Below are 12,110 nucleotides of genomic sequence, written 5' to 3'. Positions count from 1 at the left end.
AGTCCCCATCTCCAGCATTCATCGCGACGGGCCCCGGCGCGCACCCTCTTCACTTTTCAAGGAGCAGGCATGGCAGGCAGTCGAGGGACAGCGTTGGTGACGGGCACGTCCGCGGGAATTGGCGCGGTGTATGCGCGGCGGCTGGCGGCGCTCGGGTATGACCTCGTCCTCGTCGCGCGGCGGGAGGAGCGGCTGAAGGCGCTGTCGGCGGAGCTGACGGCGGTGCATGGCGTCCGCGCGGAGGTGCTGCGGGCGGACCTCACGGTGCACGCGGACCTCCAGCGGGTGGCCGGGCGCGCGGCGGGCGACGACCTCACCCTGCTCATCAACAACGCGGGCGTGGGCGGCTACGGCCCGTTCGCGCAGGTGGAGCCCGCGGCCCTGGAGGGGCTGGCGAACCTGCACATGATGGCGCCCATGCTGGCCACGCGCGCGGCGCTGCCCGGCATGCTGGCGCGCGGGAAGGGCGCGGTCATCAACGTCGCCTCCCTGCTCGCCTTCTCCGGCGCGTTGCCGCCGGGCCCCCTGCCCCACCGGGCCACCTACGCGGGCGCGAAGGCATTCCTCGTCCACTTCACCCGCACGCTCGCGGGCGAACTGCGCGGCACGCCCGTGAAGGCCCAGGTCGTCTGCCCGGGCATGACCTTCACCGAATTCAACGGCGGCTATCCCGGCACCATGTCGCCGGAGGACGTGGTCACCGCGTCGCTCGTCGCGCTGGAGCGTGGCGAGACGGTCTGCGTCCCCGGGCTGGAGGCCGCGGAGGCCCTCGCGGCCCTGGAGAAGGCCGAGGTCGGCCTGCTGCGTGGAGCCACCCACACCCTGGCCGGACGCTACCGGGCGTCCTGACCTCGCGGGGGAAACGCATTTCCTGCACATGCATCCATTGGGGCATTCACCTGCACGGAGGAAGCACTCATGAGCGGAACCTCGACGCGACCCGCGGAGAAGAGCGGCACCTTCAAGCTGGGCGGGGACCTGCCCGTCCACCGGCTGGGCTATGGCGCCATGCAGCTCACCGGCCCCGGCATCTGGGGCCCGCCCAAGGACCGGGCGGAGGCGGTGCGCGTGTTGCGCCGCGCGCTGGAGCTGGGCGTGGACTTCATCGACACGGCGGACTCCTACGGCCCCTACGTCAGCGAGGAGATCATCGCGGAGGCCCTGCACCCCTACGCCAAGGGCGTGGTGGTGGCGACCAAGGCGGGCCTGGTGCGCACGGGCCCCAATGAGTGGCACCCGGTGGGCGCGCCCAAGTACCTGCGCCAGGAGCTGGAGATGTCGCTGCGCCGGCTGAAGCTGGAGCGCATCGACCTGTACCAGTTGCACCGCATCGACCCGAAGGTCCCGGTGGAGGAGTCGCTGGGCGAGCTGAAGGCGCTGCAGAAGGAAGGGAAGATCCGCCACATCGGCCTGTCGGAGGTGTCGGTGGAGGAAATCCAGCGGGCGCGCAAGGTGGTGGACATCGTGTCGGTGCAGAACCGCTACAACCTGACCGACCGCGTGCACGAGAAGGTGCTGGACTACTGCGAGAAGGAGAACCTGGGCTTCATCCCGTGGTTCCCGCTGGCGACGGGCGGCCTGGCGAAGCCGGGGAGCACGCTCGACTCCGTGGCGAAGAAGCACGACGCGACGCCCGCGCAGATCGCCCTCTCCTGGCTGCTGGCGCGCTCGCCGGTGATGCTGCCCATCCCCGGCACGTCCTCCGTGAAGCACCTGGAGGAGAACCTCGCGGGCGCGGAGGTCAAGCTCACGAAGGACGAACTGGCCGCCGTGGATGCGCAGGCGACGGGCCGCTGAGGCGACACCCTCGCTTCGCTTGAAGCACCCCACCGGCCCGCGGGCGGACGGGGTGCTCGCGGTCCATCAGGTGGCGAGCGTCCGCCGGCCACGAATCTTCGTGAAGGCGTGCGAGCTCAGATAGGCATAGCTCTGGGGCGCCCGTAGCTCCGGAGAGATGTCTCCCAGCGGGAAGGGCTTCGCGAAGACGTGCACCTTTCCCACCTGGATCGCGACGCCTCCGTCACATCGCGAGAAGTACCGGTCGTAGTCCTCCTTCAGGATGGCCCCCACCCGCGAGTAGCGGCGCCAGAGCTGTTCGGGAGGAGCCTCGTCGATGCCCTGGATGTCGAAGAAGCCGACGACCTGCTTCACCGGGCTGGAGGAGTAGACGACGACGTGCGAGACCTCCCGCCGGAAGGCACGCTTTCGGAACTCGACGCGCTTGAGCCCTTCCAGAATGGGCGTCGCATACCGGGGCTGGATGGGCAGCAGGACTACAGCCCGAGCCGTTGGCGAAGCCATTCACGACCTCCCTGCTGCACGGTGGTGATGGACTGCGGAGGGCCGTTGAGCACTCCATGACGACAGAGGTCACCGAGAGGAATCGGCGTCTTCAGGATGGCCGCTTGTCGGAAGAGGATGGCGAGCACCTCGCCATTCGAGCACAGCGCCTGCATGTCGCGAAGGGAGAAGACCGTCCGTTTCCCCACCGTGGCAGCGAGTTCATCGACATCGGTGGACACCAGCGTCTGCTCGGCGACGCCTACGACCGTCACGGCCTTCTGGGAATGGCTCAGGTAGAAGAGCAGGGACGCACCGGGCTCTATCTGCCGGGTCAACGCCCGGCACAGGTACGCCTTCCGCAGGCCATTGCCGAAGGGATGGAGGCCTGGTTCCAGCGACAATTGCGAGTCCGCGTCCGGGAAGAGCAGGTGATGAAACCGGGGCTCGATGGGGATGATGAAGGACGGCACGTCAAACTTCATCGCGGGCGGCCCATGGCGCACATGGAAGTCGAGCGGCGTCAGGACTTCGGTCGTGTCCACTGTCTTCATCCGTTTCACGAGGACGAGTTCGCCTGATTCGGTACGCCCCTCCACCTGGAAGCCGAAGTCCTCGAACACGGCAATCAGCGCGCCCTGGCGCTCATAAGCCGTCACGTAGACGAACGCGTGACCGTTCTTCGCAACGTGCTCGAAAACACTCTTGAGCAGAAGCTCGCCCAGGCGTCGTCCCTGATGCTCGGGCGCGACCTTGAACGTACAGAGCTTCAGCGTGCGCCCTTTCAGCGTCATGACGCCCTCTTCCTCCTTGATGAGGCACAGCGCCGCCAGATGACGGCCGTGCCCCCGCACCACCCAGCACCGGCGGTGCTCCATCTGGCACTTGCGGAACCACTCCGAGAACGGCGGGTAGTCCGCCCGGAGGCTGTCGAAGAATGGGGCTTCCGCATCCATGTCATGGGCGAACGTGAACTCCACCGCGGGGGGAGGCCGGGCGAACTGGTCCCGCAGGCTCTGCAACATCGCGAGGGCTTCGCTGACCGTGGCGACGCGCTCCTTCAACCCGACGCGCTTCGCCTTCCGGTGGATGCGCAGGTCTTCCGTTACCAGGACGCCCACGGCATTGGAGCGCACGGCCGCGAGCAATTGGTGGTCCACCCAATCGTTGGAGTGGAGTTCCGGGCTGCCCAGGACCTCGTCCCAGCTGCTGGGGACAGGAGGCGGCGCGGGCAGCGGGAGGTACTTGCCGAGCAGCAACTCGCGAAGCTCGCGGCGACCTTCGTCGCGATCCCGCTCGACATCCATTTTCATGGCCGGATGAATGAAGAGCTGATGGCCAGCCTCTTCAATGGCTCTCACCAACCGGGTCGCGGGCTCCATCAACTCCTCGACCTGACCGGGCGAGGTGGGCTCCAGCGGAATCAAGACATTCGTATCGATCAAGAGCTTCGTGACATCCCCCTCACTGCTGTCATGAGGCGTGAAGGCTACTCACAGGTCTGACACCCGTCACTTCCGCTTCACGTAGCGCAGGAGGAGCGTCACCAACTCCTCCTGGAGCCGCCCCTGGGTCAGGGACTCGGGCGCGGGCGGTCCACTCGCTCTCAAATCATACAGTGACACGGCTCACGTGCACGCCAGAGCCCGGGCCCCGGATGCACAGGGCAAACCCTCTCGCCTGTTCAACGCGTTCCGGGGGCATCACCTGCCCCGGCCCTCCTCGGGGGAAATCCCTTTCACGCACCGGGTGTAACCGCCGCCAGCGCCCCTGCGTAGTGCGAGCAACATTGTCGGGCGTCGCGATTCCGCGAGGCCCCTGGAGGCTTTCGCCATGTCCATCCGCTCCTTCCGTGGAAGCGTCGCCTGTGCCGCGCTCGGTCTGCTCACGCTGTCCGCCTGCGGCTCCGACGACGCCGAGCAGTCCTCCCGGCGCTTCCGCGTGCGCATCGAGAACGTGGCCCCCTTCCAGCAGCTCAAGTCCGGCCGGTTCGACACGAAGGTGAGCGGCACGTCACCGGGCCCGCTGGCCCCGGGCGACACCTACGAGTTCAGCTTCACCGCGGGCCTCAACCACCGGCTCTCCTTCGCCACCATGTTCGGCCAGTCCAATGACTGGTTCTTCGGCACCGAGCCCCAGGGCATCCCGCTCTACTCCTCCGACGGACAGCCGCTGACAGGGGACATCACCTCGCACGTGGTCCTCTGGGACGCGGGCACGGAGGTGGACGAGGAGCCCGCCGTGGGCGCGCACACCGGCCCGAAGCAGAGCGCGTCCACGGATGGCCCGGGCAGCAAGGACTCCAACGCCATGGTGCGGCGCGTGGGCACGCGGCCCGTGCTCAGCAGCGGCCAGACGTTCGCCATGCCGGACCTCACGTCGATGATCCGCGTGCAGCTGGCCCACGACGCGGCCACGCACCGCTTCACCGTGCGCATCGAGAACGTCTCCGACGACCGCGTCACCCTCAACACCTCCGAGGGCATCAAGCCCGTGCGCATCTCGCCGGGAGTGTGGACCGTGACGGCGGGCAGCGAGCCCCTCTTCACCGAGGGCCAGCCCGACCGGGGCCAGGGGCTGGAGGCCATCGCGGAGGGCGGCGACGTCATCGCGCTGCACACCTGGCTCACGCCGCTGAACGGCGTGGCCACGCCCCTGTCCCCGGGCGTCTTCGCCGTGCACAACACCACCGCGCCGCTGTTCACGGAAGGCGCCCAGGACCGGGGACAGGGCCTGGAGGCCCTCGCGGAGATGGGCGACACCTCGCGCCTGGCCAGCGCCCTCTCCACGACTCCGCCCATGGGTGTGAGCGCGTCAGGCACCTTCAACACGCCGGTGGACGCGGCCGCGCCCGGGCCCCTGCTGCCGGGCCACGCCTACGAGTTCACCGTGACCGCCCGCCCGTCGGAGCGGCTGTCCTTCGCGACGATGTTCGGCCAGTCCAACGACTGGGTCTTCGGCACCGACGAGCAGGGCATCGCCCTCTTCGACAGCGCCAACACCCCGCTGGCGGGCGACATCACGTCCAGGGTGTACCTGTGGGACGTGGGCACGGAGCTGGACGAGGAGCCCGCCGTGGGCCCGCACCAGGGTCCCCCCGAGTGGAGCCTGGACACGGACAGGACCGTGCGCCGGGTGCCCGCGTCGCGCTACGCCACGCCGCTGTCCCAGCACCTGCGCGTCACCGTCTCCGAGGCGAACTAGACACGCCGGACGCGGGGGGCGGGGCTTCAGACCGCCTCGCGCTCCAGGGTGTCCTCGTCGTCGGAGTCCACCGCGGGCCCGTCCTGGAAGGCGCTGGGCAGCAGGCTGAAGGGCAGCACCTTCGCCAGCGCCGCCAGGAGCAGGATGCCGCCCGGCGCGGCGAAGATGGCCAGCGCGGGGATGGCCTTCGCCACGTCGATGAGCTGGGCGCGCATGCGCTGGCGCTCGTCGGCGGTGAGCTTCTGGCGCCGCGCCGCCTTGGTGAGCAGCACCGCCAGGTCACCCGTCTCGCGCGCCTCCTGCATGAGCCGGTGGAAGTTCTTCTCCAGCGTCTCCTGCATGCCGCCCATGAGCTCCTCGCCCATGGCGCCCGCCGCGTCCGACACGGTGAAGACATCCACCAGCGAGCGGTGCCGCGCGTAGAACTCCGCCATCTCCAATTCCAGACGCCGCAGCTCCGCCTGGGGCACGTGCAGCGCGCCCGCCAGCGTGTCGATGAAGGCCCGCTCCCGCCGCGTGCGACGGCCGTCCACCAGCGCCGCCAGCAGCGCCTGCTCCAGGAGCAGGTGGCGCATGTCCACGCTGCGCACGCGGCGCACCACGTCCCGCACGTCGCGCTTTCGCTCGAAGGACTGGCGCACCGCGGCCTTCACCTCGCCCTCCAGCGCGTGCGGCAGCTTCAGGCCCTCCACCTGCCGGAGGATGGCGCGGCGCGCGGGCTGGCTGGGCTCCCGGTCCACGCACGCGAGCGCGGTGAGCACGTCCACCAGCAGCGCCTTCTGCCGCGCCGCGAAGTCCCGCCGCCGCTCCGCCCCCGCGCGCGACAGCCGCCCGCTGGCGAACAGGTCGATGGCCTGCCGGCAGAACAGCTGCGCGTCCGCGTACTGCGCGCCGTTGTGCAGCACCAGGCCGTACACGGGGTCGCCCGCCAGCGACGGCGCCCGCTTGTCGAGCGCGTCCTCCACCCGGCCCACCATCCGCCGGGGCACCGGCAGCCCCGCGGCGAGCCGCGCGTCCAGCGCCACCGCCAGGTCCAGCTCGCCCGCCAGCACCGCGAAGAGCACCAGCAGCTGCTCCACCCGGGGGCCCTCCGGCGCGTCCATCACCCGAGCCAGGTCCAGCGCCATGCGCGCCAGCGTGCGCACCACGGCGTGGAACAGCTCGTCCTCCACGGCGCGCGCCGGGAGGTCCGCGGGCTCACCGCCATCCACCGGCGACGGCAGCGGCACGGGGGTGCCGTAGACGAGCCCCGAGGCCCGCAGCGTGCGGCGCAGGAAGGCGCGGCCCCGGGCGCGGCCGGAGGAGGCCTCCTGGAGCGGGGGCGACGGGACGGGCGTGGGGGCCTGGGCATGCGCGGCGACCACGTCCGCCAGGAGCGTGGCCAACCAGGTCCCCCTTCCAAAAACCAGCACCGACACCGGTACACCCCTCGAACGCGCGCGGCCGGTTCCCGCCGACAAGCGCACGAAGCGGGGAATAACCCAGTCGCTTCCGGGATGCCACCCGGCCCCAGGCCAGCGGTGGCGTTGCGCAACGGATGCTGATGGCTCGTGGAAAAACAGCGCGCCCGTCCACCCGGGGCGGACGAGCGCGCGGGGACGACCCACCGGGAAGGCCTTACAGCGCGGTGGCCTTGCCGGGCTCCAGGGAGACCACCTTGGCGGTGGACCGGGTCTTCTTCAGCTCCGTGGTGAGCGCGTCCGGGGTCCCGGCCAGGGCGGGGAAGGTGCCGTAGTGCATGGGCACCACGGACTTCACCTTCAGCAGCTTCACGGCGGCGGCGGCCTGCGCGGGGTCCATGGTGAAGTGGCCGCCGATGGGGAGCATGGCCACGGTGGGCTTGAACTGCTCCGCGATGAGGGCCATGGACTGGAAGGCCCCGGTGTCACCGGCGTGGTAGAGCGTGGGGCCGTTGGCGATTTCGATGACGAAGCCCAGGGGCGCGCCGGCGTACTGCGACGCGGCCTTCGGGTCCGCCTGGTAGCTGCTGGAGTGCACCGCCTCCACCAGGTGGATGGTGGCGTCCTTCACCGTGAACGTCCCGCCCACGTTGGCGCCCATGGCCTGCGCCTCCGGCAGGCCCAGCAGCGACACCAGCTCGAAGCAGCCGTACACCTTGGCGTTGGTCTTCTGGGCCAGGGCCTTCGTCTCGCCCACGTGGTCGAAGTGGCCGTGGGTCACGAGGATGGCGTCCACCGCCTCCGGCCAGGTGGCGCCCTGCGGGGCCTTGGGGTTGGTGAGCCACGGGTCGATGGCGATGGTCGCGCCGCCCGGCGTCTTCACCACGAAGGCGGCGTGGCCCCACCACGTCACCTCCGTCTTGCCCGTCGTGGCCGCCGGCTTGCCGGCCGCGGGGGCCTTGGCCGCCGCCTTCGCGTCGGCCTTGGGGGACGCCGGCGTGGCCTGCGCGAAGGCCGCGCCCGCGACGCCCAGCACCGCGCCCACCACCACTGCCTTCAGATTGTTGCCCATCGTTGTCCGCTCCAGGAGGGAGGAAAAAGACGACATGCCACCGTGCCGCCCAGGGGCGCCGCACGGCCGGGGCGCGACATACCACCCCGCCAGGGAGGCGGAAGGGGGCTGGCGTGTCCGGCTGCCATGGGAAGGACACATGCCTTCATCCACCCACGGCGGGGGATTGTGGCCCCGAGGAGGAAGCAGCGCGCTACGCTCGATGGCCACGTGGACCATCGATTCCAAGTCAGCCTCCGTGGGGTCATCGACCTCCTGTCCCACCACCTGTACAGCTCGCCCGGGGTCTACGTGCGGGAGCTGCTCCAGAACGCCACGGACGCCATCCGCGCCCGCCAGCAGCTGGAGCCCCAGGCGACGGGCGCCGTGGGGCTGGAGCTGCGGGAGAAGCAGGACGGCGGGCCGCCCACCCTGCTCTTCACCGACGAGGGCGTGGGGCTGACGGAGGAGGAGATCCACCGCTTCCTGGCCACGATTGGAGAATCCTCCAAGCGCGAGCAGCTGGAGGCGCGCCGCAACGACTTCATCGGCCAGTTCGGCATCGGCCTCCTGTCGTGCTTCATGGTGTGCGACGAGCTGCTGGTGGTGACGCGCTCGGCGAAGGGGGACGGGCGGACGCTGGAGTGGCGGGGCCGGCACGACGGCACCTACGACGTCCGCGTTTCCGAGCACCCGCTGGACGCCCCCGGCACGCACGTCTACCTGGTGGCCCGGCCGGACATGGTGGAGTGGTTCACCCCGGAGCGCGTGCGGCAGCTGGCGAAGCACTACGGCGGCCTCCTGCCCTTCCCCGTGCGGCTCACGGTGGACGGGAAGACGGAGACGCTCAACCCGGACGGCCCGCCCTGGCGCCGCCTCTACGAGACGCCCGGGGACCGGCGGCGGGCGCTGCTCGCGTACGGGCGCGAGGTGTTCGGCACGGACTTCCTGGATGTGATTCCGCTGCGCTCGGAGGCAGGGGACGTGGACGGCGTGGCGTATGTGTTGCCGGCGTCGCCGCACTTCAATGCCAGACAGAAGCACCGCGTGTACCTGAAGCAGATGCTCCTGTCGGAGAGCGCGGAGAACCTGCTGCCGGAGTGGGCGTTCTTCGTGAAGTGCGTGGTGAACGCGAACGGGCTGAGGCCCACCGCGAGCCGCGAGTCCTTCTACGAGGACGCGGTGCTGGCGAAGGCGCGCGAGGCGCTGGGGCAGTCCCTGCGCCAGTACCTCATGGACCTGGCGCGCGAGGAGCCCAAGGCGCTGCAGCGGCTGATTGCGTTGCATGGGCTGTCGGTGAAGGGGCTGGCGCTGGACGACGATGACTTCTACCGGCTGGTCATCCACTGGCTGCCCTTCGAGACGTCGCTCGGGGTGATGACGCTGGCGGACTACCGGCGGTCGTGGCCGGTAGTGCGCTACACGCCGACGCTGGACGCGTTCCGGCAGGTGGCGCGGGTGGCCGGGGCGCAGGGGCTGTGCGTGCTGAACGCGGCGTACACGCACGACACGGCGCTCCTGGAGAAGCTGCCGCACGTGGTGCCGGAGGCGCAGGTGGCGCCGTTCTCGGCGGCGGACCTGCCCCAGAGCTTCGAGGAGCTGACGCTGGACGAGCGCGAAGCCGTCTACCCGCTGCTGCGTCTGGCGGAAGGCGTGCTGGCGCCGTTCCGCTGCGCCGTGGAGGTGAAGAAGTTCTTCCCGGCGGAGGTGCCCACGCTCTACAGCTCGGATGCGGAAGGGGCGTTCCGGCGGGACGCGGAGCGGGCACGGGAGGAGTCGGACGACCTGTACGCGGGCGTGCTGGACGGGGTGATGGCGGGCACGGGCGGCCAGGAGCGGGCGCTGCTCTGCCTCAACCTGCACAACCCGGTGGTGCGGAGGCTGGCGGCGGTGGAGTCGCGCGAGCTGCTGAAGCTGTCGGTGGAGATGCTCTACGTGCAGGCGCTGCTGTTGGGACAGCACCCGCTGAACGCGCAGGAGATGGCGCTGCTCAACCACGGGCTGCTGGGGCTCATCTCGGCGAGGCTGGATGAGGGCGGCGGGGGTGGTTCGTCGGGCGGTGGCTCGCGGGGGATGCACTGATGGGGGACTGGCGTCAGCAGGTGGAGGCGTTGCGCGCGCAGGCGGGCGAGCTGCCCGAGGGCGACGCGAAGGTGCGCGCGCTGGAGGAGGCGGTGCGGCTGGTGGACGTGCACGGCGACGTGCCGCTGGGGTACGAGCTGCGGGACGCGCTCATCGACGCGGCGACGTTCGGGGGCTATCCGGACAAGGCGCTGGTGGCGTTCGCGTGGTGCCGGGGGCAGCAGAAGAAGGACCCGCAGCGGTTCGACCCGGAGGACATGCTCTGGAAGCAGAAGTGGGTGGTGGGGCGGCTGGACGAGTTCCCGCACATCAGCCGCAAGCAGATTTCCGACGCGCTGGATGACGTGGACCAGAGCTTCTCGAAGCTGGACGCGGGCAGGCGGGCGGCGCTGAAGCTGCGCTACCAGATGGCCCGGGACATGGGGGACACGGCGGAGGCGGAGCGCCTGTGGGAGGCGTGGCTGGTCGCGCCACGCGACCACCTGACGGACTGCCGCGTCTGCGAGCTGGACGACGAGCTGGACCACCACGTGGACAAGGGCGAGTGGGAGCAGGCCATCCAGAAGGCGAAGCCCATCCTGGACGGGCGTCAGTCCTGCGCGGAGATCCCGCACCTGACGCTGGGCACGCTGCTGTATCCGCTCTTCAAGCTGGAGCGGATGAAGGAAGCCAGGGATTGCCACCTGCGCGGCTACGCGATGGTGGCGAAGAACCGCGAGTTCCTCTCCACGGTGGGAGAGCACCTGGAGTTCCTGGCGCTGACCGGCAACCTGTCGCGAGGACTGACCCTGCTGGAGAAGCACCTGGGCTGGGCGCTGGAGCACGCCAGCCACCGGGACCGGTTCACCTTCTACGCGGCGTCGTCCTTCCTGCTGGGCCAGGTGGTGGCGGACAGCCGGGACGAAGTGAGTCTGCGACTGCCCCGAGCGTTCCCGCTGCACGCGGTGGACGGGGGCTACGGGACCGGAGCGCTGAAGGACTGGCTGGATTCCCAGGCGCGCGACATCGCGGCACGGTTCGACGCGAGGAACGGGACGAAGCGGTTCACGGGACTGCTGGCGCGCAATGAGGTGCTGGCGAAGGAAGCGCGGCTGTTCCCGCTGGATTGATCCTGCGGGACAACTTCCAGACGCAACGAATTGCATCCAAGCAAGCTGTCTACTTGACAACGATTGAGAGGATCATGTTTAGGACTTCGGGAATAGGAGAAGTCCGACATGAAGGTGTGCGTTGGGGGAAGTCGTTTCTGGGGGATTCTGGGCCTGCTGGCGATGGCAGGGTGTAGCGAGAGCGGGACGCCGCGTGAAACCGCACCCGCTGCATCGCCTCCTGTCCTGACCGAGCACCGGCCCCAGGGGAATGGGACGGGGCTCATGGCTTTGGGTGAGGATTGCACCCAGGGCTCGCACTCGGATTGCGCCTCTGGGCTGTGCCTGCACGCCGCACCGGGCGGCGCCGCCCGCGCGGAAGCGGGCTACTTCTGCAGCCGCACCTGCCAGAAGCCCACGGACTGCCCCACCGACTGGCGTTGCCAGCAACTGCTGCCCACCACCCCGGAGCGCCTGTGCGTGCCGCCTTCCACCTGGAAGGCCGCCGCCGCTGCTCCTCGGGCTCCCGAAATCAACCGCTGACTTCCACCTGGCTTCTCTCAGGAATTCCTCAATTCATGTCACCCTCCTTCAAGCCTCTGGCCCTGCTGGCCGCGGTGCTGGTGTGTCTGCCCGGCGTCGCTCTTGCCCAGGACTCGTGCGTCAACAACCTCATCACCCATTGCGAGGATGGCAAGCAGGTGCAGTGCACCTGTGACGGCTCCATCCGCTGCAATGACTATACGGATTGCTCGAACGACCCGTTCTGCAACCCCGTCAACCCCGCCCCGGGCGCCCCCAACAATGGCGCTACCTGCTGCCGCAGCACCTGGGCTTGCGCCGCCCCGCCCCAGCCCTGTGAGGACGGCCTCTGCAGGTGCGGCCCCGAAGGCGAGCGCCTGCCGACGGCGGGAGACCCCGTCAACGCCGCCACGGGTGAGAGCATCCTCGTGGAGACCGACGTGCAGCTGGGCAGCGCCACCGGCGCCCTGACGCTGCGCCGCT

11 protein-coding genes are annotated in these 12,110 nt (G+C 69.8%); 7 read left to right on the top strand and 4 right to left on the bottom strand.

Annotated elements, in window-relative coordinates:
* The first annotated feature begins 69 nt into the window (after positions 1 to 69).
* Both AABA78_RS24355 and AABA78_RS24350 read left to right on the top strand, forming a co-directional pair.
* Entirely contained in the window at positions 70 to 849 is a 780-nt protein-coding gene (locus tag AABA78_RS24355; protein WP_338266271.1) for an SDR family NAD(P)-dependent oxidoreductase, read from the top strand.
* A gap of 69 nt (positions 850 to 918) precedes the next feature.
* Positions 919 to 1,797 (top strand): aldo/keto reductase, encoded by an 879-nt coding sequence (locus tag AABA78_RS24350; protein WP_338266269.1) that lies wholly within the window; start codon positions 919 to 921, stop codon positions 1,795 to 1,797.
* A gap of 66 nt (positions 1,798 to 1,863) precedes the next feature.
* Here the strand turns inward: AABA78_RS24350 and AABA78_RS24345 are convergent, their stop codons facing one another.
* A complete protein-coding gene (locus AABA78_RS24345) occupies positions 1,864 to 2,301 on the bottom strand; it encodes an ASCH domain-containing protein (RefSeq protein ID WP_338266268.1) in 438 nt (145 codons plus the stop codon).
* Entirely contained in the window at positions 2,274 to 3,725 is a 1,452-nt protein-coding gene (locus AABA78_RS24340; protein WP_338266266.1) for a GNAT family N-acetyltransferase, read from the bottom strand. Before AABA78_RS24340 ends, AABA78_RS24345 begins: the two co-directional genes overlap by 28 nt.
* Before the next feature lie 388 nt (positions 3,726 to 4,113).
* Here AABA78_RS24340 and AABA78_RS24335 point away from each other — a divergent pair, with 388 nt between their 5' ends.
* Complete coding sequence (locus tag AABA78_RS24335; RefSeq protein WP_338266264.1) at positions 4,114 to 5,484, top strand: spondin domain-containing protein; 1,371 nt, start codon at positions 4,114 to 4,116, stop codon at positions 5,482 to 5,484.
* 26 nt (positions 5,485 to 5,510) lie between these two features.
* Here the strand turns inward: AABA78_RS24335 and AABA78_RS24330 are convergent, their stop codons facing one another.
* Positions 5,511 to 6,869, bottom strand: a complete 1,359-nt coding sequence (locus AABA78_RS24330) for a TerB family tellurite resistance protein (protein WP_338266262.1) — start codon at positions 6,867 to 6,869, stop codon at positions 5,511 to 5,513.
* A 232-nt stretch (positions 6,870 to 7,101) separates the two neighbouring features.
* Positions 7,102 to 7,956 (bottom strand): metal-dependent hydrolase, encoded by an 855-nt coding sequence (locus AABA78_RS24325; protein ID WP_338266261.1) that lies wholly within the window; start codon positions 7,954 to 7,956, stop codon positions 7,102 to 7,104.
* 210 nt (positions 7,957 to 8,166) lie between these two features.
* Between AABA78_RS24325 and AABA78_RS24320 the strand changes: the two genes are divergently transcribed.
* The 4 genes from AABA78_RS24320 to AABA78_RS24305 all read left to right on the top strand — a co-directional run.
* Positions 8,167 to 10,017, top strand: a complete 1,851-nt coding sequence (locus tag AABA78_RS24320; RefSeq protein WP_338266260.1) for an HSP90 family protein — start codon at positions 8,167 to 8,169, stop codon at positions 10,015 to 10,017.
* Positions 10,014 to 11,126: a hypothetical protein gene (locus tag AABA78_RS24315; protein ID WP_338267196.1), complete on the top strand. Its 1,113-nt coding sequence runs from the start codon at positions 10,014 to 10,016 to the stop codon at positions 11,124 to 11,126. Before AABA78_RS24320 ends, AABA78_RS24315 begins: the two co-directional genes overlap by 4 nt.
* 264 nt (positions 11,127 to 11,390) lie before the next feature.
* Positions 11,391 to 11,648 carry a hypothetical protein gene (locus AABA78_RS24310; protein WP_338266259.1) on the top strand — a complete coding sequence of 86 codons (258 nt, stop codon included), beginning with the start codon at positions 11,391 to 11,393 and terminating at the stop codon, positions 11,646 to 11,648.
* A gap of 35 nt (positions 11,649 to 11,683) precedes the next feature.
* Positions 11,684 to 12,110 (top strand): hypothetical protein (locus AABA78_RS24305; RefSeq protein ID WP_338266257.1); only part of this gene is annotated, 427 nt, incomplete at its 3' end.

Origin of the sequence: Corallococcus caeni (genome assembly GCF_036245865.1) — a bacterium.
GTDB lineage: Bacteria > Myxococcota > Myxococcia > Myxococcales > Myxococcaceae > Corallococcus > Corallococcus caeni.
This window is presented reverse-complemented; position numbering and strand designations above follow the sequence as displayed.

What these genes read in the sequence shown, in the direction of transcription:
- AABA78_RS24335 (WP_338266264.1), top strand. Translation starts at nt 4,114, where the DNA reads ATGTCCATCCGCTCCTTCCGTGGAAGCGTCGCCTGTGCCGCGCTCGGT.
- AABA78_RS24350 (WP_338266269.1), top strand. Translation starts at nt 919, where the DNA reads ATGAGCGGAACCTCGACGCGACCCGCGGAGAAGAGCGGCACCTTCAAG.
- AABA78_RS24355 (WP_338266271.1), top strand. Translation starts at nt 70, where the DNA reads ATGGCAGGCAGTCGAGGGACAGCGTTGGTGACGGGCACGTCCGCGGGA.
- AABA78_RS24325 (WP_338266261.1), bottom strand. Translation starts at nt 7,956, where the DNA reads ATGGGCAACAATCTGAAGGCAGTGGTGGTGGGCGCGGTGCTGGGCGTC.
- AABA78_RS24310 (WP_338266259.1), top strand. Translation starts at nt 11,391, where the DNA reads ATGGCTTTGGGTGAGGATTGCACCCAGGGCTCGCACTCGGATTGCGCC.
- AABA78_RS24345 (WP_338266268.1), bottom strand. Translation starts at nt 2,301, where the DNA reads ATGGCTTCGCCAACGGCTCGGGCTGTAGTCCTGCTGCCCATCCAGCCC.